General features: G+C 55.6%; 23 protein-coding genes. 1 reads left to right on the plus strand and 22 read right to left on the minus strand.

The window, feature by feature from the left end:
* Nucleotides 1–78 precede the first annotated feature (78 nt).
* Nucleotides 79–1,590, plus strand: coding sequence for a Na+/H+ antiporter NhaC family protein (locus HMPREF0908_RS08185; protein WP_006691019.1), 1,512 nt, complete (start codon nt 79–81; stop codon nt 1,588–1,590).
* A gap of 78 nt (nt 1,591–1,668) precedes the next feature.
* On the opposite strand, the gene HMPREF0908_RS08190 is transcribed toward HMPREF0908_RS08185, so the two are convergent.
* The 22 genes from HMPREF0908_RS08190 to HMPREF0908_RS08295 form a co-directional block, all read right to left on the minus strand.
* A complete protein-coding gene (locus HMPREF0908_RS08190; RefSeq protein ID WP_006691020.1) occupies nt 1,669–2,478 on the minus strand; it encodes an SDR family oxidoreductase in 810 nt (269 codons plus the stop codon).
* Between the two features lie 41 nt (nt 2,479–2,519).
* Nucleotides 2,520–3,518, minus strand: a complete 999-nt coding sequence (gene srlE / locus HMPREF0908_RS08195) for a PTS glucitol/sorbitol transporter subunit IIB (protein ID WP_006691021.1) — start codon at nt 3,516–3,518, stop codon at nt 2,520–2,522.
* Nucleotides 3,519–3,537: 19 nt separating this feature from the next.
* Nucleotides 3,538–4,089: a PTS glucitol/sorbitol transporter subunit IIC gene (srlA, locus tag HMPREF0908_RS08200; RefSeq protein WP_006691022.1), complete on the minus strand. Its 552-nt coding sequence runs from the start codon at nt 4,087–4,089 to the stop codon at nt 3,538–3,540.
* 34 nt (nt 4,090–4,123) lie between these two features.
* Nucleotides 4,124–4,516, minus strand: coding sequence for a transcriptional regulator GutM (locus tag HMPREF0908_RS08205; protein ID WP_006691023.1), 393 nt, complete (start codon nt 4,514–4,516; stop codon nt 4,124–4,126).
* 16 nt (nt 4,517–4,532) lie between these two features.
* Nucleotides 4,533–5,471, minus strand: a complete 939-nt coding sequence (locus tag HMPREF0908_RS08210; protein WP_040572690.1) for a sugar-binding transcriptional regulator — start codon at nt 5,469–5,471, stop codon at nt 4,533–4,535.
* Nucleotides 5,472–5,668: 197 nt separating this feature from the next.
* The gene (locus HMPREF0908_RS08215) at nt 5,669–6,040 is read right to left on the minus strand and encodes a DUF488 domain-containing protein (protein WP_006691025.1); all 372 of its coding nucleotides are present in this window, start codon (nt 6,038–6,040) and stop codon (nt 5,669–5,671) included.
* Nucleotides 6,041–6,042: 2 nt separating this feature from the next.
* Nucleotides 6,043–6,690 (minus strand): hypothetical protein, encoded by a 648-nt coding sequence (locus HMPREF0908_RS08220; protein WP_006691026.1) that lies wholly within the window; start codon nt 6,688–6,690, stop codon nt 6,043–6,045.
* Nucleotides 6,691–6,826: 136 nt separating this feature from the next.
* Nucleotides 6,827–8,176, minus strand: a complete 1,350-nt coding sequence (locus tag HMPREF0908_RS08225; RefSeq protein ID WP_006691027.1) for an amino acid permease — start codon at nt 8,174–8,176, stop codon at nt 6,827–6,829.
* A gap of 21 nt (nt 8,177–8,197) precedes the next feature.
* Nucleotides 8,198–8,671, minus strand: a complete 474-nt coding sequence (smpB, locus tag HMPREF0908_RS08230; protein ID WP_006691028.1) for an SsrA-binding protein SmpB — start codon at nt 8,669–8,671, stop codon at nt 8,198–8,200.
* A gap of 9 nt (nt 8,672–8,680) precedes the next feature.
* Nucleotides 8,681–11,377 (minus strand): ribonuclease R, encoded by a 2,697-nt coding sequence (rnr, locus tag HMPREF0908_RS08235; protein WP_006691029.1) that lies wholly within the window; start codon nt 11,375–11,377, stop codon nt 8,681–8,683.
* 20 nt (nt 11,378–11,397) lie between these two features.
* Nucleotides 11,398–12,159, minus strand: a complete 762-nt coding sequence (locus HMPREF0908_RS08240; RefSeq protein ID WP_040572646.1) for an alpha/beta hydrolase — start codon at nt 12,157–12,159, stop codon at nt 11,398–11,400.
* 176 nt (nt 12,160–12,335) lie between these two features.
* Nucleotides 12,336–12,548, minus strand: coding sequence for a preprotein translocase subunit SecG (gene secG / locus HMPREF0908_RS08245; protein ID WP_006691031.1), 213 nt, complete (start codon nt 12,546–12,548; stop codon nt 12,336–12,338).
* 195 nt (nt 12,549–12,743) lie between these two features.
* Entirely contained in the window at nt 12,744–13,784 is a 1,041-nt protein-coding gene (locus HMPREF0908_RS08250) for a 2-hydroxyacid dehydrogenase (RefSeq protein WP_006691032.1), read from the minus strand.
* A 73-nt stretch (nt 13,785–13,857) separates the two neighbouring features.
* Nucleotides 13,858–14,742, minus strand: coding sequence for a class II fructose-bisphosphate aldolase (locus HMPREF0908_RS08255; RefSeq protein WP_006691033.1), 885 nt, complete (start codon nt 14,740–14,742; stop codon nt 13,858–13,860).
* Between the two features lie 24 nt (nt 14,743–14,766).
* Nucleotides 14,767–15,330, minus strand: coding sequence for a glycerol-3-phosphate responsive antiterminator (locus tag HMPREF0908_RS08260; RefSeq protein ID WP_006691034.1), 564 nt, complete (start codon nt 15,328–15,330; stop codon nt 14,767–14,769).
* Nucleotides 15,323–16,852, minus strand: a complete 1,530-nt coding sequence (locus tag HMPREF0908_RS08265) for an FGGY-family carbohydrate kinase (protein ID WP_006691035.1) — start codon at nt 16,850–16,852, stop codon at nt 15,323–15,325. The genes HMPREF0908_RS08260 and HMPREF0908_RS08265 overlap by 8 nt, the downstream gene beginning before the upstream one ends.
* A 22-nt stretch (nt 16,853–16,874) precedes the next feature.
* Nucleotides 16,875–17,630: an SDR family NAD(P)-dependent oxidoreductase gene (locus HMPREF0908_RS08270; protein ID WP_009754090.1), complete on the minus strand. Its 756-nt coding sequence runs from the start codon at nt 17,628–17,630 to the stop codon at nt 16,875–16,877.
* An 8-nt stretch (nt 17,631–17,638) separates the two neighbouring features.
* Nucleotides 17,639–18,670, minus strand: a complete 1,032-nt coding sequence (locus HMPREF0908_RS08275; protein WP_006691037.1) for a 2-hydroxyacid dehydrogenase — start codon at nt 18,668–18,670, stop codon at nt 17,639–17,641.
* Nucleotides 18,671–18,685: 15 nt separating this feature from the next.
* A complete protein-coding gene (locus HMPREF0908_RS08280) occupies nt 18,686–19,948 on the minus strand; it encodes a PTS galactitol transporter subunit IIC (protein WP_006691038.1) in 1,263 nt (420 codons plus the stop codon).
* 45 nt (nt 19,949–19,993) lie between these two features.
* On the minus strand, nt 19,994–20,257 hold the full coding sequence (locus HMPREF0908_RS08285; protein WP_039981417.1) for an HPr family phosphocarrier protein: 264 nt from the start codon (nt 20,255–20,257) through the stop codon (nt 19,994–19,996).
* 233 nt (nt 20,258–20,490) lie between these two features.
* Complete coding sequence (locus tag HMPREF0908_RS08290; RefSeq protein WP_211204799.1) at nt 20,491–21,777, minus strand: hexokinase family protein; 1,287 nt, start codon at nt 21,775–21,777, stop codon at nt 20,491–20,493.
* Nucleotides 21,778–21,779: 2 nt separating this feature from the next.
* Nucleotides 21,780–23,123, minus strand: a complete 1,344-nt coding sequence (locus HMPREF0908_RS08295) for a hemolysin family protein (protein ID WP_006691041.1) — start codon at nt 23,121–23,123, stop codon at nt 21,780–21,782.
* Between the last annotated feature and the right edge of the window lie 27 nt (nt 23,124–23,150).

A 23,150-nucleotide genomic window follows, 5' to 3' on the forward strand; every position in this document is an offset into this window, starting at 1 on the left:
CAAAAAGATGCGATAAGACGGCGGTGCTGAATTTATCCGTACTTTCTTAAATACTATCTTAGGGAGTGTATCTAACTTATGACAGCAACCGCATGGTCGATTCTGCCGCCAATCATCACCATCGTCCTTGCACTCTGGACGAAAGAAGTCTATATGTCGCTCATCATTGGCATCTTCTCGGGGGCAATGCTCTTTGCAGGAGGGAATTTCCTGCAGGCGACACTCACGATGTTTCAGGTCATGGCAGACAAGGTGGGCGGCAACGTCAACATTCTTGTCTTTCTCGTCATCCTTGGCATTCTCGTTGCCGCCATCACACGCTCGGGTGCGATGAATGCTTACGGCGAATGGGCGACACGGGCGATCCACGGCAAGCGAAGCGCGTCGCTCGTCACGGTGCTCCTCGGCATCGTCATCTTCATCGATGACTATTTCAACTGCCTCACCGTCGGCACGGTCATGCGCCCCGTTACGGACAAGTTCCAGATTGCGCGGACAAAACTCGCCTACATCATTGATGCGACGGCGGCACCGATCTGCATCATCGCTCCCGTCTCAAGCTGGGCTGCAGCAGTCGGCTCATCGCTCCCGGAGGACTCGCCCATCGACGGCTTTATGCTCTTTTTGCAGACGATCCCATTCAACCTCTACGCATGGCTGACAATTCTCTTCATGCTCTACATTATATGGACGGGGCGTGACTTCGGAGCGATGCGCAGGAGTGTCGAGAAGTCCAATGTGGAGTTCGAGATTCCGAAGGAGTATCAGGACACGGCGGAGGCATCGGCAAGTGCAGCGAGCGAGGGACGCGGCAAAATGATCGATCTTGTGCTCCCCCTGCTCGTCCTCATCGCCGCCTGCATTTACGGGATGCTGTATACGGGCGGCATTCACGAGGGCAAGAGCATTGCACAGTCGTTCGCCGACTGCGACTCGTCAAAATCCCTCGTGCTTGGGTCGTTCATCGCCTTCGTCTTTACGGGGCTGCTCTACCTGCCGCGCCGCGTCGTCTCGTTCAACGTGTTCTGCGACAGCTTCGGCTGGGGATTCAAGGCAATGACCCCTGCCATCTTCATCCTCTGCCTTGCATGGACGCTCTCGGGGATCTGCAGCAAGGAGTACCTTAACCTCGGCGGCTTCGTCGGCACGATTGTCGCCGCCAATGCGGGCGTTGTCATGTTCCTGCCGCCGCTCTTCTTCCTCGTTGCAGCAGGGCTTGCCTTTGCGACGGGCACGAGCTGGGGCACATTCGGCATCCTCATCCCAATCGCCATCGCCGTCCTCGGACAGACGGCGCCCGACATTCTCGTCGTCTCTGTCGCCGCTATCCTCTCGGGCGCGGTCTGCGGCGACCACGCCTCACCCATCTCCGACACCACCATCCTCGCCTCGGCAGGGGCACAGTGTCACCATCTCGACCACGTATCGACCCAGCTGCCCTACGTTGCCGTCGTCGCTTCCTGCTCCCTCATCGGCTACATCACCGACGGACTGACCGAAAACGGCTATATTGGACTCGCCGTGGGCATCGCAGCCCTCGCCATATTCATGGTCGTGCTCTCCTCACGCATCACATCGGCAGAGCGATGAACAAACATACATATATGAAAACGCCGCCAACGAAGCATAGAGCCCGTTGGCGGCGTTTTGTCACGTGCTGTTTTCTTGTCAGCCCCGCGTCTTTCCTCCCGCCACATTATATGTGACGCCGTGGATATAGGATGCGCGGTCGGAGGCGAGATAGGCGACGAGGTCGGCGACCTCGGAGAGCTTGCCGCTGCGCCCAAGAGGCGTGGTCTTGGTACTCGCATATCCCTTGCGCAGGTCATCGACGGTGATGCCGCGCGTGTAGGCGAGAGCCTCCTCATAGGCCAGAGTACGCAGCCCCGTCGCCTCAAGGATACCGGGCGCAACGGCAACAACGCGCACGCCCAGCTTGCCGAACTCCTTCGCCCACGAACGCGTAAAGGAATTGACCGCATTCTTCGTTGCCGCATAGATGCTCTGCCCCTCAGAGCCCTCGATGCCGCTCTCCGAGCTCATGTTGATGATAACGCCGTGTCCCTGTGCGGCGAGCTCTCGCCCAACTTCCTGTGCACAGAGATAGACGCCCTTGAAGTTAACTGCCGTTACCTTATCAAAGACAGCATCGTCCAGTTCATACTTACCGTGCGGATCCTTCGGATCAACCAGGAGGCGCGGAATATTGATGCCTGCATTGTTGACGAGGATATCGATATGTCCAAACTTCTCCTTCGCCGCAGCAACCATCGCTGCAACACTGGCACGCTTCGTCACATCAGTAACGACGTAAAGCACCTTTCCATTCTTCTCATCAAAGGCAGGTGCCTGCGGGTTCATATCGCAGACGACAACATTCGCACCCTGCGCCAAAAACTCCTCGGCGACCGCCTTGCCGATCCCCGACGCGCCGCCCGTAACAATCGCCGTCTTTCCCTCGAGATTCAACCAACTCATATCGTATTCTCCTTTTCCCTTACGAAAGAAAGCAAAATATCTCAGTTCTCATACAGCCCCGCACTGGCGATCCACGCAATGATAACGGCGAGCGGGCCTGTCATGAAGCGAGAGTAAAGGACAGCGGGCACACCGATCTCCACCGTCTTGGCATCTGCCTCGGCAAGACCGAGGCCGACCGGAATAAAGTCGCAGGCGCACTGCACGTTGATCGCAAACACAGCAGGGAGAGCAAGATTCGGCGGGATGTGCCCAAGCCCGATCTCCACACCAATCAGCACACCGACCACCTGTGCGATGACTGCCCCCGGCCCAAGAAACGGAGAAAGAAGCGGAAACGAGCAGATAAGAGCTAAGATAACCAGTCCAATCGGAGAGGATGCAAGCGGCGAGATAAAATGCGCCACGAAGTCGCCAAATCCCGAACCGAGGATAACGCCAATCAGCATGGAGACAAAAGCCATGAATGGAAGGATCGTCGTAATCATGGTATTGACGGACTCGCGTCCCGCCTGATAGAACGTAGCGACGATGCCGCCCATCATCTGCCCGATCTTTGCCATAAGGCCGCCGGACTGCTCCGTGATTTTCTTCGTCGTATCGTACTTCGGAGCGGGTGCCGCCGCAGCTGCATCGGATGCAGCCGGCGCAGCAGGCGCTGCCGAGCCGTCGCTGAATGCGATATTGTTCGGCTTGACCGCCGAGACGTAGATATCCTCCTTGATGTACTGGGCAAGCGGACCAGAGGGTCCCGTCTGCTTAACGTTCACCGTAAAGATGCGCTTCTGCGGGTAGATGCCGCAGCGCAGCGTGCCGCCGCAGTCAATGACCACGGCGAGGATTTCCTCCTCCGGAACACTGGTCTTGAAGCCATCCACAACCTCTGCGCCCGTCATTTCGCCGAGACGAAGGGCAACATCCGAGATGACCCCGCCCGTGATATTGACGATTTTATTTCTCTTCTCGTCCGGCGTCAGCGTGAGCGGGCCGCCAAAGCCGCCCGAACCTGCTGAGACGACAACACTTTTATACTCTGCCATGGTATTGCTCCCTTCTTCCTTACTTCATCACAGTGGGCTCTTTGCTGAGCTCAACGCCCTGCTGACGCTGCACATACGCCGTCGTGAAGTCCGTCAGCCAGCCGCGCAGGAAGTTGACCACGAGACCGACGAGCAGATAGCGGACGGCAAGATCCGTATAGGGCAGTCCGAGCGTCGTAATGCCGTTGGCAACGCCGAGGAACACGAACATCTCACCGGGATTGACATGCGGGAACATACCGTTCATCGTATGGCATGCCGAAGACGATGCTGCATAATACGAGGGCTTGTAAAATTCCGGGAGGAATTTTCCCAGCGAGAGTGCCATCGGGTTGCAGAGGAAGAACACCCCGATAAACGGAAGAATGACATAGCGGGAAAATGGATTGCCTGCACAGAAATGTGCAAATCGCTCCACGCGCTCATTTCCGACGAAGAGAACGATTGCGTTCATCGCGACGAGCAGGCAAAGCAGCGTCGGGATAATGCCCGTCACCCAGCTGATGAGTGTCTCACCGCCCTTGTTGAACATCCCGATGAATCCCTGTGCGAAAAGAATGAGTGTGTCCATGCGTTTGTCTCCTTTCACATGGAAAAAATTAGTCTTATGCTGAACCGGCGAATGCCGTGCCCTGCTCCTGATAGATCATATATTCCTCACGCGCGCCAAGCACGGCGCGGCGCGTTTGGCGATCATAGCGGGCGACATGCTCCTCATCGAGATCGAGGAGATTCACCCCGTTGAAGTCGTCAAATGGTCGGAACCCCGCGAAGACGGTGACGCCCTTCATGATCTCCCCACGCAGGATATTGCAGTCCCCATCGATCACAAAGAGCACAATCGCCCCTGCGGCAAAACGCCCCTTTGCCTTGCCGATGGCGACGCGCCCCTCATGGCGCAGTTCACGCACATGTGCGGCAAAGCGACGAAACTGGAGGATACTCAGCACGAGCTGAAGGACCCACATACTCACCGCGATAACGATCAGCCAAAACATTGTTCTCACCCCCGAATTATTCATTGAGTAAAATCTTTGCTGTCTCCTCATCCGTGATGAGAACATTGATATAGCGGCCGCGCAGTGCGCCGAGAATGGCAGGCACCTTCTCACGCGATGCCGCCATGCCGATGCAGTACGGCAGGCTGCGGAGGCGCTCAAGCTGTACCGCGATGATGCGGTCATGGAACTCGTTCGTCACGGGGCGGCCGTCCGCATCGTAAAACACGGAACAGATCTCCCCCACAGCACCGCTGCGCAAGAGGCTCTCGATTCCCTCTCGACCAAAGCTCCCCATCCAAACCAAGTTGGAGGATTTGACGGGGGCGCCGATGCCGACAATCCCAATATCGAGCTTTTCCCAGAGCTTTGAAATCTGCTCGAAATTGATATCCTGTCGAATCGCCTCTGCGATCTCGCCCGTGCGCGCAATAGCAGGGGCATAGATATAATGACTGCGCCCGCCAAAGGCGTTTGCGAGTTCATAGCAGAGCGTATTCACATGAAGTTCGCTGTCGAGGCTCTCAGGCCCTCCATCAAGCGGAACAAAATCCGCACGCACCGCACGAATTTGCTCCTCGGCCGCGCAGCGCGTCAGCTCGCGGATGCTCGTCCCCCACGCCAGACCGATGGTCTGTCCATCGGCCGCAATTCGGCGCAGCAGGCTGAGCCCCGCCTGTCCCATGCGTTTCTTGACCTGCTCGAGGTCAATGCTGTGTGCGACGACGCACGCCTCACGCAGGCCGAAACGGCGCTCCAAGGCACTTTCGAGTTCCTCGTTGCTGTCCATCTCAACGGTGATGCGAACGATCCCCGACACAAGCGCACGCCGCAGGTACTTACTGACCGTCGTGCGGTCAACGCCAAGCCGCTGTGCAATCTCGCTCTGCTTCAAGCCTTCTGTATAGTATAGATTTGCCGCCTTGATAAGGATCCGTTTATCAACGGCCTGCATCATCATCCCCCTTTCCTATCAGTTTTCACATATGTGACGAACTGGCTCATATGTTTCTGTTATAGATAGAATATAGCGTGTTTTATTCTTTATCGCAAGAAAAAAAGACCGTGATTTGAAATAATCACAGTCTTTTCCCGATGATTGATCAAACATCGTCACATAGGTGATATCACTATATCAAAAGTGACAATGTATCACTTATCCATCATTCCGTTCATCCAGTCGCGCAGAACAACTGCCTGATTGAGCTTCGGATCCTTCGCTCCGTAGAGAAGTGTGACGTTCTCCCCTTTTGCAAGGTGCTCAGCGGCCGTTTTCATGTGCGCAGGTGCGGCACTGCCTGTCGAGAGTTCCGTCCGATACTTTTCGGTAAACTCCGCAAAGTTTTCCGCCTTGTGTCCAAACCACTTGCGCAGTTCGGGGCTCGGTGCGATATCCTTCCACCAGTCCGCAAGGGCGGCATGCTCCTTCGAGATGCCGCGCGGCCAGAGACGATCCACAAGAACGCGGAATCCATCGTTTTCTGTCGGTGTTTCATAAACCCGTTTAATGCGAATTTCTGCCATCGTTACGACGCCTCCCGTACCATATACTCCTGAATCGAGCGAACCTCACCCATCCGCAGTGCCGCAATCATGCGGTTAATGCGCGGCGGCGGCGTCCATGCAAGCGGGAGAAAGCAATTCTCACAACAGTTATACATCTCGTGCAGATCATTCTCCGCCTGTCGGCACAGCATGGCATACTCCGCCGCACGATGCTCGTATCGCCGGCCTGCACGCAGGTAGCCAATCGCGCTGACCGCCGCCCACAGGACAAAGTAATATGTCCAGACGAAATGCGGCAAAAAAGGAGAGAGAGGGAAATAGACAAGTGCAGCGGCAAGTCCGCCGACGAGCAGCCAGAACGGAAAGGATGGGTGCGACACCCCGCACTCAATGCTGCGCAGGTCGTCGACAACCTGATAGAGATTACTGTACTTCACAAAATAGTCCCGCAGGCGTTCGAGTTCTGCCAGCTGTTCCGCCGTATCTGCCGGCGGCACAGTTGGTTCATTCGGCGCGATCGCTGCCGGCATCTCATGGCGTTTTCGGGCCGCCGTATCGGCGAGAAAACTCCATGTCTCAAGCTCGTCATCGACGAGGGCGCGCCCTCCGCAGTGCGGACAAATGCGTGTCAGATTCTCGATCTTCGCGCCGCATTCTTTGCAGATCATCCGTCTCCTCCTTTCCTTTCAAAAATTTAGATCATATTCTACCACAGATTATTATTTCTGTCTAATAGACAGATTTTATTGCTCTATGCAAAAAGATGCGTCCCCGAAGGCAACATCCCTTTGCATATATGTTCCGTCAGTTTTTCCCGCGCTTCGAGCGATAGCCGAGCCAGAGCACGATCAGCCATATAGGCAGGATCGGCACGGCAATCTGCATCCCGGGGATCTGTGCCATCATGATGACAACCCCCGCGAGGAAGATGAGGCAGAGGTAGTTGATCCACGGATAGAACGGCGTGCGGAATTTGATCGGCTTTCCCTCACGTGCACATTGCTCACGAAACTTCAGATGCGTAACGACGATGGTCGTCCAGCTGATGACAGCCGCGCAGGTTGCGATCGCGATCAGATAGAGAAATGCATCGCCCGGGAAAAAGTAATTGAGAAAGACGACAATGAGCGTCATCCCCGAGGAGATGAGAATGCCGCGCACGGGCACCCCGCGGTGCGAGAGACGGCAGAGTGCCTGCGGTGCATCGCCGCGCTGCGCGAGACCGTAGAGCATGCGACTGTTGCTGTAGATCGCGGAGTTGTAGACCGAGACCGCCGCCGTGAGCACGACGAAGTTCAGGATATGCGCCGCCGCAGGGATGCCGACGTTGCGGAAAATCTGGACGAAGGGGCTCGCATCCGCGCCGACCTCGTTCCACGGCCAGAGTGCCATGAGGATCGCCATGGTACCGACGTAGAAGATGAGGATACGCCAGATCACCTGGTTGATCGCCTGCGGGATGGTGCGGTCGGGATCCTCCGCCTCCCCCGCCGTGATGCCAATGAGCTCGATGCCGCCGAACGAGAACATGACGACCGCCGTTGCAAGGAGGAAGCCCCACCAGCCGTTCGGCAGGAAGCCTCCGTGCGCCCAGAGGTTGCTGACGTTCTCGGGGAACGGTGCCCCCGTCACGAGCAGCCAGCCGCCGAGCCCAATCATGAGCACAATCGCCGTGATTTTGACAAGTGCCATCCAGAACTCCATCTCCCCATAGGCACGCACATTCGTGAGATTGAGGATGGTGATGACCGTGAGACAGACGAGCGCAGAAAGCCACTGCGGCAGATCGGGCAGCCAAAAATTCATGTAGATGCCGACCGCCGCCAGTTCCGCCATCGAGACAATGATGTAGTTGAACCAATAGTTCCAGCCGGAAAGAAACCCTGGAAAGTCGCCCCAGTACTTTCCCGCATAGTGACTGAAGGAGCCCGAGACCGGCTCATCCACCGCCATCTCGCCGAGCATCCGCATGATGAAAAAAATCATGATGCCGCCAAGCAGATAGGCGAGCATGACGGCAGGTCCCGCGAGGGCAATCGTCGAGACCGAGCCGTAGAACAGCCCGGTCCCGATTGCCCCGCCGAGAGCAATCATCTGTAAATGCCGGTTCTTCAGTCCGCGTCGAAGTGCGGGCGATGCTGACTTTTCCTGCATATATCCTCCGATTGAATCATTCTACCCGCGCTGACGTGCCTTGAGCGCCTGCTCCACATCACGCTTCGCCGCTTTTTCCTTCAGCGACTGGCGCTTATCGTAGTTGTGCTTGCCGCTCGCAAGTGCCAGCTCAAGCTTTGCTTTTCCGCGCTTAAAATAGACCTTCAGGGGGATGAGCGTCATCCCCTTTTCCCGCGTTTTGCCGAAGAGTTTCAGAATCTCTGCCTTGTGCATGAGTAAACGGCGTACGCGCAGCGGGTCGTGATTGAACTGATTGCCCTGATCGTAGGGGCTGATATGCATGTGATCGAGGAACACTTCCCCGTTCTTGATGTAGGCGTAACTGTCGCGCAGATTTGCCTTGCCGGCGCGCAGGGATTTGACCTCCGTACCGACCAGCTCCATCCCCGCCTCATAGGTCTCGTGGATGAAGTAGTCATGCCGCGCCTTGCGGTTTTCACAGGCGGTCTTGACGCCTTCGTTTTTCTTTCCCATTGATGTTCCTCATTCGGCGTTGCGCGTGCCGCCCTCCGTCCTGCGGTTCATACGGCGTGACGGGCGCGGGGCGCGGCGCGGCTTCTCCGTCCGCTCCGTCTCCTCACTCCGGCTGCGGTAGCCCGGAGGATCGGGCCAGACCGCGCTGTTGAGCCCTGTCACCTTAACGCGGTGGTAGTCACGCCCGCTGCGTTCATCATCACGGCGGCTGTCACTGCGCTCGCCGCGCTGCAGTCGGTCAGTATGACGCCTTGTATCACGTTCACTGCGCTGCGATGCCGGTTTTCCATCCATACGGCCCTTGCGCGGCACACTCTCCGCCGCTGCATGGGCGGCGCGATCCCCCTTCTGGGCGCGGCTGCCGCTTGAGCCATGGGCCCCTCGTGTCTTTTTGCGGCGCTCACCATATCCCGCGCCTGCCGCAGTGGATGTCGGTCCAGGGCGGCGTTCGTTCTTTTTTCGACGGGAAGAGTGTTGCTGCTCTGCCCCCGCCGATTCCTTCACAGGCCTCGGTGAAGTATTCTTCTTGGCGGGAGCAGCCGCCCCCGGTTCATAGACACCATTGTCCTTCAGCACGAAGTCGAGCGTTCGCGCCTGTACATCAGCGCGCGTGATGATGATGGTCACTGTATCACCGAGGCGGTAACGCGTGCCCGTACGCTCTCCCACCATCGCATACTGATCCTCAATATAGCTGTAGTAGTCGTTGACCATGGTCGAGACGTGGACCAGTCCCTCGACGCCGTTCTCCAGCTCGACGAAGATGCCGAACGCCGTCACACCGCTGATGACGCCCTCGTAGGTCTCGCCCACAAACTGCGCCATGTACTCGATTTTTTTCATATCGGTCGTCTCGCGCTCCGCCTCGATGGCGATGCGTTCACGCGCCGAGGAGTGTTCCGCTGCCTCGGGGAGGAGCGCACGCAGACGCTCGCGTTTCTCCGCCGCAATATGCCCCGTGGCAAACGTCTCGCGCAGGAGGCGATGCACCAGGAGGTCAGGGTAACGTCGGATCGGCGAGGTGAAATGCGTATAGTAGCGCGCCGCAAGGCCAAAGTGCCCAAGGCTCGCCGTCGAATAGCGCGCCTGCTGCATCGACCGCAGGGCAACCGCCCCAATGATGCGCTCCTCAGGCTGTCCCTTAACGCGGTCGAGCACCTGCTGGATGTCGGAGGGGCGCACCTTGCCGTCCTCATCGACATGGAGGCGCAGACCGAGTGCGGCGAGAAGACTCTGCAGGCGCTCTATCTTCTCGGCGGCGGGCGTCTCATGCACGCGGTAGACGAACGGCTCTTCCTTCAGCTCCATGTGACGCGCCACGGTCTCATTTGCCGCGAGCATGCACTCCTCAATGATGGACTCGCCGATCGAACCCGTACGTTTTTCGAGCGCGACGGGATGTCCATCGGCATCGAGCTTTACCTTGACCTCGGGCAGCTCAAAGTCAATCGAGCCGCGCCGATGGCGCTTGGCACGCAGTACCTCGCGCAGACGGCGCAGTGTCTCGAGCATTGGGCGGATGTCGCCGTTGTCCGAGACAAACGGTTCCTCACCGGCGAGCACCTTATTGACAAGCGTATAGGTAAGGCGGCGCGCAACATGGATCACGCACGGCACGATCTCATAGTTCCTGACCTCGCCGTCCATGCCGATCTCCATCTCGCACGCCATCGAGAGACGATCCACGCCCTCGTTCAGGCTGCAGATCCCGTTCGACAGCTCCTTCGGGAGCATCGGAATCACGCGGTCGACGAGATAGACGCTCGTCCCGCGCCGAGCCGCCTCACGATCAAGCGGCTCGCCCGCCCGGACGTAGTGGCTGACATCGGCGATATAGACACCGAGAAAGAAAACGCCGTCCTTCTCATAGGCGTAGACACCGTCGTCAATGTCCTTCGTATCCTCGCCGTCAATCGTGACGATGGGGAAATCACGCCGATCACGCCGCCCTGCATACTCCTCGGGAAGCGGATCCTTCGGGCAGCGCGCCGCCGCCTCTGCAACATCGGGCGGGAACTTCTCATCGAGATCGTAGGCGCGCATGACGGCGAGTACGTCCACGCCGGGGTCGCCCGTCTTGCCGAGCACCTCGACGACGCGCCCTTCGGCGCTTCTTCGCTGCTCCGGCCACTTCGTGATCTCGACCACGACCTTGCTGCCCGTCTTTGCCCCGCCGAAGTCCTTTTTCAGCACAAAGACATCGCGCCCGATCTTCGTGCTGTCGGGCGTGACGAACCCGAACGCCTTGCTGCGCTCGAATGTGCCGACGATATGCGTATTGACGCGCTCGAGGATGCGGATGATCTCCCCCTCGCGCGCGCGTCCCGGCTGCTCGGACGGCGTGACGCGTGCGACCACGCGGTCGCCGTGCATCGCCGTCCCCATCGCGCTGCCGGGGACAAAGACATCCGTCTCCTCCTCCGTCTCACGCACGTCGGGGATGATAAAGCCGAACCCCTTCGGCGACATGGAGAGCCGCCCCACCACGAGATTCATGCGGCTCGGCAGGCCGTAAAGGCCGCTGCGGTTGCGGATGACCGCACCATCGGTCTCAAGCGCCGCAAGGGCAGCGGAGAGCTCCTTCCCTTCGCTCTCCGGGAGCCCCAGCCCCGTACGCAGCTCCGCCTCAGGCAGCGGGCGATAGGCGTCCTCCCGCATAAAGGCATAGATCCTCTCCTTGAGCGTATCCAGTTGTTCCTGTTCCATATTTTCCTCTTTTTTCGTTTCTACGATCTTCTTCCCTGCACAGCCTTCTCCAAAAAATCTGCCGTGCGCTCAAATACGCGCTCCCTGATCCCCTCGTCGAGTGGGAGCAGATGCCCTGCGTCAGGGAGAATCACGGTCTCGCAGTCCGCGCTTGCCACATGTGCACGCAGCTCCTCCGCACTCTTCGGGTCCGCCGTATGGTCACGCGATCCATGGACGATCAGGAGCGGCGCACATACCTTGCCCAGCTCGCTTCGGGCGGCGGCAATCACATCCATCATCTCATGGACAGAGACGAGCGGCATGCGCCGATAAGTGTTGTTCGCCCCCTGCGGAACGTTCTCCAGTTTGCGGCGCGCCTTCGGCACATAGCGTCCGACGCTCGCCGCGCGCGTCGGCAGGTGCTCGATCCCCTGCTCCTGTGCGATAATGAGCGGTGCGCCGAGGCTCACGACACACGTGACCTCCGCCTCGACTGAGAGCAGAAGAGCAAAGATCGCCCCCATCGAGTGTCCCACGACGGCGATGTCGTCACACGCACCGCGCAGAATCGCATAGCCGTCGCGCACGGAGTCCATCCAGTCCTCATGATCCGTGCGGCTGAGATCCTCCGCCGTCGTTCCGTGTCCCGCGAGGCGTATGGCGAGCACCGTAAAGCCGCGTGCATGAAGGTACTCTCCCATGAGACGCAGCTCAGCAGGAAGCCCCGTAAATCCATGAATGAGGAGGACACCATGCCGTCCGCCCGGCAGAAAAAAAGGCTCTGCGCCCAGTAAATGCACGGCGATCTCTCCTCCTCAAAATAAAGCCCTGCCCCGCATAGCGGCAGCAGGGTTCATTCACTGATACGGTCAGAGAACCACGATAAATTCAGCACCGCCATCTTGATGCATCTTTTTCCCGTACGCCGACGGAAAATCTACGCCAACCTGGCGGACTTCATTTGATCAGTGATTCCCTAACTCGACATCCGCGCAATGATGATCGTAATTACCCCGAACAGAATGGCAAACACGACCGTCACGCGTGCGAGCAGCGCATCCATGCCGCGCGCCTTGCCCGAAAACACCGTATCCTCGCCGCCGTCCAGTCCGCCCATACCGGCAGACTTTGCCTCCTGTCCGAGCACAGACGCAATGAGAATGATCGCAACAATTGCATCAAGTACCATTAAAAGTGTGAGCAAGAAAAAGCCCCTTCCTGAACGAATATACGCAACTACATTTAGTTATGATAGCACATACTACGCAAAAGTGGCAAGTGAAATGTCTCAACATGAATATTCTCCCACAAGATTTTATGTAAACCTGCCGCACACGAAAATACTGCCGATACGCAGACAGCGATCGGCAGTACGACAATATTTTTAGTTACGAACGTTGACCATTGTTTCCCCAGTAAGATACCGCTTTAAATCCTCCATCCCAATTTCCACGGAGGTCATCATCGTATCACAGGAAGTTCCGGCAAGATGACTGGTCAAGGTAATATTGGAAAGCTTCAAATACGGATGATCCATCGGCAGCGGTTCCTCGTCATAGACATCGATCGCGGCACCGCCGATGGCATGATCACGCAGAGCCTCTGCCAGAGCCTTCGTATCGACCAGTCCGGCACGTGCTGTATTGATGAGATACGCGGTCTGCTTCATTTTGGACAGCTCCGCCTTGCCGATAAAGTGTTCTGTTTTCTCTGACAGACGCAGATGAAGCGTCACTATATCCGACTGCTCCAGCAGCTCCTCCAGCGATACAAATTCGACATTCTGATCGGCACACTTTTTCGGATCAGCATACGGATCATGAACAATCACCTTTGACTCAAAACCCTGCAGACGCATTCTCACGCGCTGACCGATGTAGCCATAACCAATAATGCCGACCGTCATCTTGCGCATATCGTGGATATAGCTCTGGTTATCGTATTTCTTGCACCATTTCCCTTCCATAATCAAATGGTGACTGCGTGCAATATTCTTGTTCTCTGCGATCATCATGCCAACAGCGAAATCGGCGACTGCATTCGCGCTGCGCCATGGCGCGTTAATGAGCTTTACCCCTTTCTCAGTAAGACGGGGAACATCCGCATTCTCATAGCCGCCGCGCAAAACTGCTGCTACCTTGAGATTCTTTGCCTTCTCAATGACCTCTTTGTTGATGGATGCCACATGAACGACAAGAATATCTTTATCCGCACAGTTGTCGAGGAGTGCCTGGCAGGTCGGTGCAGCATCAATGCCCTCATGTTCGATCAAGGTCATACGATCTGTAATCGGTCCCATCGCATACATATCCTTATCTTCGACAATGGTAATTTCAGCGCCAAACTTCTCCAATGCACTCAGTTCTTCCATCATCTTCACAGTGATACCACCATCTGCAACACAAAGAATCTTTGTTTTTCCCATGAATGATTCCCTCCAACAGCTTTACCACCCTCTTCCCGTATGATGGGAAGGGACACCCTCAAAGATGAGGACCTTACGCCTTCCCTGCCGAGCCGACCAGGTCGATCTTCTGACGCACGACCTCCTGCAGGGCAGCAAGCGGCTTCTGATACAGCTGATGCGGCCATATGGCCAAATGCTCTGCATGCTGCAGCTCCTCCTTGAGTGTGCCGTTAAATGCCGTCAGCATCTCAGAGAAGATATTCAGCTTACATATACCGTTGGCAACAGACTTACGAATCAGCCCATCCGGTGTCCCGGATCCTCCATGCATCACCATAGGAACAGGCGATATTGCATTCAGTTCCTGCAGCCGGTCAAAATGAATGTGCGGTTTATGCACGTAAAGTCCATGCGCCGTTCCCACAGCAACAGCGATGCAATCAACCTGGGAACGTGCAACGAACTCCGCCAGCTCACTCGGCTGTGTAAGGAAATCATCAGGGTTATCAAAGGTATCCTTCTTCACAGCCCCAATTTCGCTGTTTCCGACAATGCCGTCCCCCACATGTCCGAGCTCCGCTTCTACACTGACATCAAACCGATGTGCATACGAGACGACCTCGCTTGTCTTTCGCAGATTCTCTTCCAGAGGAAGCATAGAGCCATCAAACATCACCGAAGAAAAGCCTCCATCGATGCACCGCTTGATGAACGGAATATCCACTGCATGATCCAGATGAACAGCCACGGGAACAGATGCAGCTTCTGCAATTCTACGCAAATATCCGAGCCAATAGGAAAGCCGATCACCGACAAGATCGACAGCCAACCCCATCAGAATGACCGGCGACTTTTTTTCCTCTGCAGCCTCAGTCACTGCCATAGCCATATCGAGATTGCTGACATCAAACGCGCCGACAGCATACTTTCCTGCGCGCGCATCCGTCAGCATCTTGTTCATATTTACTAAAGCCATAGATACCCCTCCTCATGCACCGACTCAGTCGGGCGAACACCAACCCCACATGGACTGCGTGCTCGTCATGACCCCATCAAACCCGCGCTGACAGAGCCGCTCAGCAAACTCACTCCGATCGATAAAACCACTCGCAAAAATTCTGCCGGAAAACACCTTGTGAAATTGACCAAGGAAGTCATAGGCACAAACCGCAGGCCTCAGTTCAATGGCATCGGGCTTCGTTACTTCAATGGAGCGGAATGCCATTTCCAACGACAGGGAATCCAAAAGAGCGACTTTCCAAATGGTCTTTAACCCGGCAGACCTCGCCCTGCTGATGTGATATGCGTTCGAACCAATGACCGTGTCTACCTTATAGGCTTTTTTCAGCATTTCAAAGGCAATCGCATCCGTTCCGAGCCCTCCGATCAACTCATGATTGACAATGACCTCCTGTCCATTTTTGTGGCATTGCGTCGTGAGTTCGGCAAGATTTCCGATATGCGATACCGTACTCAGCAAAATCTCGCCCTGGGATGATTTCAGTGCTCGGTCCAGATGCCGTATATCCCGTACCGACGGAATGACCGTGAAGGTTCTATCCATCCTGTCCTCCCTCCCAGTACCGCAGCAAATGTTGATTCAGGCGCTGCCATTCCGCATATCTTTTTTGATAGAATGCGGCCTTTTCCGCATTGGGGAGAACGCGAGGCTTCAGCTTGACCGAACGCGCAAACGCCTCTTCATAGTTCTTGTATATGCCTGCTCCAATACCGGCAACAATGGCAACACCATGCGCTCCTGTTTCGTCACATTCGACGACCTCTACGGGAAGTCCCATAGTATCGGCAAAGATCTGCGTCCACACAGAACTCTTTGCCATGCCGCCGGTCAGGCGAATGAGCTTTGCCGGCAACCCGGCAGAGATCAGGAAATCGATGTGATGTTTATGAATAAACGCGATTCCCTCGACAACAGCATAACACAGTTCTCCGTAGCTTGTATGCATATTGAGGTTGCTGAAGCCCGCGCGTGCGTTCACATGGATACTGGGTGATGCAACAAACGGTTGAAAATACGGTGTGTCCATATTCGGATCTGCCTTCAGAATCCACTCGTTCAGCACATCATAATAGTCGCGTTGTTCATAGACAGCCGCCAGCCTCGCCTTATCTCCGAGGACATGATGAAACCATTCGTAGTTGGTCGCGGAGGCTCCCGTATAGGAACAGTTGAGATACTCATTCTTGTGAATGTAGGGCATATTGCTCGATGCATTTGGTATCACACGATCCGAATGCGTCTCATTGATGCACCATGATCCGGCGATTGATGTGATCACCCCATCGCCCGTTGCTCCGGCTCCGACAAGACTTGCCAGAATATCCATCATACCCGCGGCGATCGGAGTGCCCTCTTTGAGGCCGGTCATCTCTGCTGCTTCCTGCGTCACTGTACCGACGATCTGTTCCGGACTCGAATAGAGCGCTGGCAACTTGTCAAACATCTCGGGAATACCATAGAGATCCATCAGCTCTCGCGAGTACTCCATCGTGTCCATGTCAACCATGAAGGAACCGCCGAAGACATTGAGATCTGTAGCAAACCGACCGGACAGCCGATACATCAAGTAGTCTTTGAACATCAACACGCTGCCGATTCTGTCATAGACAGGACGCTCATGCTCTTTGTACCAGCGCAGAATCGGCCCCGGCTCGCCCGCGAACAGTGTTCCATGTACCATACGGTTGATCTTATCGTATGTGCCTTCCTTCTGATACAAAGAAATGATGTCATTGGCGCGGTAATCCTGTGAAAAACATCCAGGGGCAATGGACCAGCCGCTCTCATCGAGAAACACGACACCATTGCCGAACGACGTCACACCAACCCCGGCAATATCCTCTGCAGAAACCCCAGCCTTCCCGATCGCACGCTTGATGCATTGGGAAACCATGCTCCAGAGCTCATCGACATCAAATTCTTCAAAGCCCCTGCCGCGCGGTGCAAGATGCATACGCTCAGAGCTCTTCGTGGAAGATGATGCGACCATCTTCCCCCCTTCATCAAAAACAACCGCCTTACTCGACGTGTTTCCGGCATCAATGCCAATCAAAAACTTTGCCATGACAGTCCCTCCTTTCAATCATTTACCGCATCAGCATACCGCCTGTGGCATCGAGTGTAATTCCTGTCAGGTAGTCTGCTTTGTTCGAACACAGAAAGAGAATACTGTATGCGACTTCCTCCGGCTCGGCGACTCTGCCTAAGGGAATCCGCTGACAGTAATAATCCCTGCGCGTCTTCAGTGCCTCATGAACCATAGGAGTCTCCATAAGGCCGGGCGCAACTGCATTGACGTTGATACGATGTGATGCAAGTTCCCGTGCAAGTGAAATCGTAAAGGACACCAATCCGCCTTTGGAAGCCGCATAATGTGCGTGTCCCGTCGTAGATCCGGAAAATGCAGCCTGCGACACGACATTCACAATCTTTCCCGGCTTTTTTTGATCGACCAAACAGCGTGCAAAATCACGACATAAGACAAACGGACTGATCAGATTGACCTCCAAGGTATGCCGAAAATCCTCTTCCTCCATATCAAGGACATAGGACTGCGGCCATATTCCGGCAGCATTGACGAGAATGTCCAGCGTACCGAATGCGGAAAGTGCTCTGCGCACGACATCATTGCGGTGGCTGCTGCTCAGATCACATGCGATTCCCGCAGAACGTATGCCGTACCTGTTCTGCAGATCCGCGGCAAGTGCAGTGCATTCATCTCCATGTCGGCTGACGGCAATAACATTCGCTCCCTCCTGTGCAAAGAGCTCACATACCGCTCGGCCAAGGCCCTTTGTACCACCGATCACGAGTGCATTTTTTCCCTGTAAACCGAACTCCATTGTGCACCTCATTTCTGCCGTACAATACAGCGCGATGTCAGATCACCGGAAAGACTCCCCTCCATCTCACGGGAAAGCAAGACAGGAGAATGCAGGAATGCATCGACTGTCCCACCTGCCAAATGCGGCGTGATGGTAACATTATCGAGACCGACCAACGGATCATCTCCAGTAAGCGGTTCATGCTCAAAAACATCAAGTGCCGCCCCTTGAATGCGCTTTTCCTTCAGTGCCGCGTACAGAGCAGCTTCATCAACAAGCCCGGCGCGCGCCGTGTTGATAAAATACGCCGTTGGTTTCATCAAGGAGAATGCACGCGCATTCATCAGCCCCTTCGTCTCCTCTGTTAGGCGTCCATGAATCGTCACGAAGTCCGCCTGTACGAGCAGGTCGTCAAAAGAAACACGCGTGACATCATTCGGCAACACATCCACATAGGGATCGTAGCCGATCAGCCGTACATCAAAGCCACGCAGGCGCTTGGCAACCTTCTGTCCGACCTGCCCCAGTCCGATAATGCCGACCGTCTTATCCTCCAGATCGGGTACCGATGCAGCATTTGCATAGTCGCGAACCCAGCGTCCCTCCTTAAGGTTCGCATGGGCACGGGCAATATTGCGGCACTCGCCCAGAATCATCCCAACAGTAAAGTCAGCAACAGCTGTCGCATTGCGTCCCGGCGTATGATAGACTGTGATCCCTTTCTGCATCGCATAGGGCACATTCACATTTTCGTAGCCGCCGCGCAGAACACCGATGAACCGCAGTTTTGTGCAGGCGTCGATCACCTTCTTTGTGATCGGACAAAACTGTGTAATAAGGATCTCCGCATCACGCAGTTTCGCGATGAGCGCGTCCGGCACCGCATAGACTTCGCTTCCCTGTGTCTCGACCTGCAGATTGATGCTCTGCAGCTCCTCATAGTCTTTCAGCGGCCAGTCAACGACCTCAACATCGACCCCCTTGGCACGATAGCGGGAAAACCCCTCTTCTATATACCGTGACGGTATCAGGAGATCACCAATCCCAATGAGTTTCATCTACATCCACCCCTTTTACTTTCCGATCAGTTCACCCACTTTAACCAGCGCCCAGCCAACAGGTGTATTATATGCCGACACCAAATTCCCCAGTTCCGTCGAGGTTACATTGCTCGGCAGGCGCACATTCGCCTGATCGGCTGCTACGCCGTAAATGCCCGACAGATTACTGCCCGCATAAAGTGCAATGGTCACGATAAAAAGCCCTGTAATAAAGATACGGAACATATTGCGCTTACAGAATGGCGCAACCATAGAAATGACAAACACGATCGACGCGAGGTCGACAAACGGAAGCATGCGGTTCCCCGGCAAAATGATCGAGATGAAAAGCGTGGCAGGAATAAGAAGGAGGCCTGTCGCAATAATGCACGGCTCTCCGATCAGAAGAGCGGTATCCATGCCGATATTGAACTCCCGTCCCGGAAAAATTCTCTTGAGTACCGTCTCTGCCTGATCGCGAACAATCATAACTCCCTCGACGGTGATCTCCACCATCTTCGGCAGCAGGATCATAACGGCAGCCACTTGAACCGCCAGGAAGGCACATTGACCAACGCCCCAACCGGCAAGGATGCCCATTCCTGCACCAAGAATGGTTGCGAGTGTAATCGGTTTTCCAAGGACGCCAAGTTTCTGTATGACTCCCTCTGGACTGAGGTTGATCCTGTTGAGTCCCGGAATCCGTTCAATAATGGCATTAACCGCTATACCGATCGGGACATAGACACCGCATGTGGCATGAACAAACGCGACCCCTTTGATGTTGTACATCTTCTGAATCGCCGGCGCTGTTTTATCTCCAATGATAAACGCGATCAAATACAGGATAAGTGCCGCGGCTGTGCCGAGCATCAGACTCCCCGTCTCATAGTAAACCATCGAGCCCGGCAGGAGAATTAGCCAGTAATTGAATATATCGATATTCAAGATCTGCGTTCGCTTTAACGCCAACAGCACAATATTCAAAATGATTGCCCCCGGCACAACCAGTGGGATGAGGGGGGACGACCATCCGATTGCGGCGCTTGTTGCCCAACCGGCATCAATAACCGTCAGGCTCGCACCAAAGCGCTCAACCATATCCTCCGATGCAGGCCCCAGACTATTTAGAAGCATGGATACAATCAGGTTAATCCCGGTAAATCCAACGCCGACCAGCATTCCCGCTTCAAAAGCTCTGCCCACGGACAATCGGAAACAAATACCCAAGATAAAGAAAATCACGGGCATCATGACCGTTGGTCCCAATGCTAAGATTTCATTCAAAAATTCCATGATGGTCACCTCACAATCAGAATATCTTGCTTAACTGATCGGCCCTCACCGATAAATCTTCTTTGCTGCCAGCATTCCGGCCAATGTGTAAACCGCTGCTGTCTCTTCTTCACCAGATGCCTCTACCGTGACCTCAGTTCCACAGGTAATGCCAAGCCCCATGATCTGCAAGACATCCGTAGCAGCCGCCGTTCTTCCATTCGCATGAAGTTTCACATCTGCTTGAAACTGTCCCGCCTCTTCTGCAATCATCGCTGCTGGGCGTGCGTGAAGACCGGAAGCATTCTCCACCGTAAGCGTAACCTTCATCTCGTCCCCTCCTTTCATATCATAAAGCGCTATCCTACAAATAAAAAACGGTATTAGGAGACAGACTCTCGTCATATCTCATAATACCGAATTCATCTACATACTTCAGTAGTCCGCTATTTTGTTGTATGAAGGTTTTCTCCTTCTTTAATTATCTCAATCTTATCACATCTCGAAAAAATACGCAAGAAGAAATTTTTACTTCTGCTACACAAAAATAGTGAAAGGCTTTCCTATCCGCGTGCCGCCATTGCCGCTGCGAGTGCTGCACCTAGTCCCGAGCCGCCGCACGAGAGGAAGGTGTCTGCCTTTGCTGCGTCCTCACCGAGAAGCTCGGAGAAGGCGCGCATCATGTTCTGCTGCACGAGCGGCATCTTCTCATATATCGAGCCATCCACGGCAATGTGCTGCGGACGCATTTCTCCGCTTCCCGTGATCTGCCACAGCGTTCCGACGAATGTCGCTGCGATGAGCCGCACAGAACGGGCAACGACGGCATGTGCAAGGTCACGCACGCATACGGCATCCTGCACGGAGAGCTCCACTCCCGTCCGCGTACGAACAAGGGCAGCGGCAGTCTCCCCGCCCGTATCTGCCAGCATCCGACTGAGGTCGATGCTGGTAAAGCCATACGTGCATCCCTTCTCGCCCAAAAGCTCCGCGAGAGCCATGGCAAAAAGCACGCCCATGCAGCGTCCGGCAGCCATCTTCTCAAGGCGCTGCTCGCCGGGCTTTTCCGATGCCGCATCAAGTGCTGCGTCAAAGCGGTTCGGCACAAGCTTGCGGAAGCCTCCCGACTCCATATTGAGGATCATCGGCGGCTGTGCCGTCCCTGTATATGGTTCCAAATAGCACGTGTTGTACCCCGCCGCATAGACTGCGCCGATGGCGGTATCACCCTTTACGTAGGCGGCGGCGAGCAGGACAGCGACCGTATCGTTGATGACGGCGATCGGCGTGACGTTCGTCAGCCCCTGCCGCACGAGTGCCTCCCACAGAAGATCGTTGACCGCCTCGCCCTCCACGCCGCGCGCCGCGAACCCCTTTGTCCAGATGACGAGGCGTGCATCGTTGATGTTCGTCTGCCGCGACGGAAAGGAGAAGGTATGCCCAAGCAAATACGGCGTCTCGTGATCACCGCCGACCGTCTCATCAACGAGTGCCGCGATGAAATCGAACATCTCCTTCCCCGTCGCCTCTGGACCGATGAAGTCATAGATGCCGTCCACCTTCAGGGGTTTTGCCGTCTGGGAAAGGACGTCGTACTTCCCATTTCCCAGGAGACGGTAGAGCACAACGTGCACATTGGTCCCGCCGAAGTCCAGTGCGAGATAGTCGCCGCGCTCCTCTCCTGTCGGCAGTCCAAGATAGGACGGCAGCATCCGCAGGGAGGAGTCAGGGGAGCCCATGAGCCCGAGCCGCATATCCTGCCGAAAATCTGCCGCCACTTCACGCAGTTCCTCTGCGTCAATCGTAAAGGCATTGACAATCGCATCATAGTGTGCACGGTCAAACGCCACTGTCATTTTCCTCCATGTGCGGCCGGCAGCTCCTGCACCACAAGCATCGTATGGGAAAGGCGAACGAGTACGCGCGTGATGCGGATGCCGTCTACCTCCTCCACATAGAGCAGTGCACCCTCGTGTGCCGCCATCTGCCCGACGCGCGGTGCCTCACCGAGCTGGTCATACAGCCAGCCGCCGATGCTGTCCACATCCTCGTCCTCGATGCGTATGCCGAGAAGATCGTTGACCTCCTCAAGGAGCAGCTTCGCATCGATGGAGCAGATATCGAGATCACGCCACTCGACACTCTCACGCTCGACATCGAATTCATCACGGATGTCGCCGACAATCTGCTCGATGATATCCTCGACGGTCACCATACCCGCCGTCCCGCCATACTCATCGACCACGATGGCAAGCTGATATCCCTGCTCCTGCATCGTGCGCAGAAGGATACTCCCGTCCATGCTCTCGGGCACGATGAGCGCCTTGCGAATATAGCGGCGCAGGTTCAGCTGCTCACCGCGCATGAGCGGTGCCAAGAGATCCTTGACATGAATAAATCCGATGATATGATCTTTATCCTCATAGCAGACCGGGTAGCGTGTCTGCTGCTCCTCGAGGATGGTCTTGATGCGCTCTGCGGGCGAGTCATCCAGATAGAGACAGATCATATCCGTGCGCGGCACCATGATTTCACGTGCATTCAGTTCCGTAAAGGAGAACACCTTGTCAACAAAGTCCGCCTCCGTGCTGTTGATGAGTCCCTGACGATAACTCTCCTTCATCAGGAGGCGAATCTCCTCCTCCGTATGGGCATCCTCGTTTTCGCCTTTGGCCTCGTAGCCGAGCTTGCGGCTGATATGATTGGCCACCGTGTTGAGCACCCAGACAAAGGGGCGCATCACGCGGCCAAAAAGTACCATGGGAAAGGAAATTGCGAGAAGAATGCGCTCCACGTTGGCGATGGCCATGGACTTCGGCGTCAGCTCGCCGAGCACGATATGGAGCGAGGTGATGAGCGTAAAGGCGATGGCAAGCGCAGCCGTGTGCCCGACCTCATCAGGGAGTCCGACACTCTGCGTGACAGGCAGGATCAGCACGGCAATCGCCGGCTCACCCACCCAGCCGAGGCCAAGTGAAGCAAGCGTGATGCCAAGCTGTGTCACAGACAGCGAGGAATCGAGATGATCGGTCAGCTGCTTCGCGTACTTTGCACGGCTGACGCCCTCGGCGATCAGGGTCTCCAGACGTGACGGACGGATTTTGACACAGCAGAACTCTGCCGCGACGAAGAACCCATTCATGAAAATCAGAAAAACAACGAGCAGTAAATCGAGTAGTGTGGGCAATATGTCCACGAATCAAGGCCTCCTTTGGGAAGGAAC

This window comes from Centipeda flueggei ATCC 43531, from assembly GCF_000160695.1.
Lineage (GTDB): Bacteria > Bacillota > Negativicutes > Selenomonadales > Selenomonadaceae > Centipeda > Centipeda flueggei.

Excerpts from the sequence above, each read along its gene's own strand:
- HMPREF0908_RS08185 (WP_006691019.1), top strand. The coding sequence starts at position 79 with ATGACAGCAACCGCATGGTCGATTCTGCCGCCAATCATCACCATCGTC.
- HMPREF0908_RS08190 (WP_006691020.1), bottom strand. The coding sequence starts at position 2,478 with ATGAGTTGGTTGAATCTCGAGGGAAAGACGGCGATTGTTACGGGCGGC.
- srlE (WP_006691021.1), bottom strand. The coding sequence starts at position 3,518 with ATGGCAGAGTATAAAAGTGTTGTCGTCTCAGCAGGTTCGGGCGGCTTT.
- srlA (WP_006691022.1), bottom strand. The coding sequence starts at position 4,089 with ATGGACACACTCATTCTTTTCGCACAGGGATTCATCGGGATGTTCAAC.
- HMPREF0908_RS08205 (WP_006691023.1), bottom strand. The coding sequence starts at position 4,516 with ATGTTTTGGCTGATCGTTATCGCGGTGAGTATGTGGGTCCTTCAGCTC.
- HMPREF0908_RS08210 (WP_040572690.1), bottom strand. The coding sequence starts at position 5,471 with ATGCAGGCCGTTGATAAACGGATCCTTATCAAGGCGGCAAATCTATAC.
- HMPREF0908_RS08215 (WP_006691025.1), bottom strand. The coding sequence starts at position 6,040 with ATGGCAGAAATTCGCATTAAACGGGTTTATGAAACACCGACAGAAAAC.
- HMPREF0908_RS08220 (WP_006691026.1), bottom strand. The coding sequence starts at position 6,690 with ATGATCTGCAAAGAATGCGGCGCGAAGATCGAGAATCTGACACGCATT.
- HMPREF0908_RS08225 (WP_006691027.1), bottom strand. The coding sequence starts at position 8,176 with ATGCAGGAAAAGTCAGCATCGCCCGCACTTCGACGCGGACTGAAGAAC.
- smpB (WP_006691028.1), bottom strand. The coding sequence starts at position 8,671 with ATGGGAAAGAAAAACGAAGGCGTCAAGACCGCCTGTGAAAACCGCAAG.
- rnr (WP_006691029.1), bottom strand. The coding sequence starts at position 11,377 with ATGGAACAGGAACAACTGGATACGCTCAAGGAGAGGATCTATGCCTTT.
- secG (WP_006691031.1), bottom strand. The coding sequence starts at position 12,548 with ATGGTACTTGATGCAATTGTTGCGATCATTCTCATTGCGTCTGTGCTC.
- HMPREF0908_RS08250 (WP_006691032.1), bottom strand. The coding sequence starts at position 13,784 with ATGGGAAAAACAAAGATTCTTTGTGTTGCAGATGGTGGTATCACTGTG.
- HMPREF0908_RS08255 (WP_006691033.1), bottom strand. The coding sequence starts at position 14,742 with ATGGCTTTAGTAAATATGAACAAGATGCTGACGGATGCGCGCGCAGGA.
- HMPREF0908_RS08260 (WP_006691034.1), bottom strand. The coding sequence starts at position 15,330 with ATGGATAGAACCTTCACGGTCATTCCGTCGGTACGGGATATACGGCAT.
- HMPREF0908_RS08265 (WP_006691035.1), bottom strand. The coding sequence starts at position 16,852 with ATGGCAAAGTTTTTGATTGGCATTGATGCCGGAAACACGTCGAGTAAG.
- HMPREF0908_RS08270 (WP_009754090.1), bottom strand. The coding sequence starts at position 17,630 with ATGGAGTTCGGTTTACAGGGAAAAAATGCACTCGTGATCGGTGGTACA.
- HMPREF0908_RS08275 (WP_006691037.1), bottom strand. The coding sequence starts at position 18,670 with ATGAAACTCATTGGGATTGGTGATCTCCTGATACCGTCACGGTATATA.
- HMPREF0908_RS08280 (WP_006691038.1), bottom strand. The coding sequence starts at position 19,948 with ATGGAATTTTTGAATGAAATCTTAGCATTGGGACCAACGGTCATGATG.
- HMPREF0908_RS08285 (WP_039981417.1), bottom strand. The coding sequence starts at position 20,257 with ATGAAGGTTACGCTTACGGTGGAGAATGCTTCCGGTCTTCACGCACGC.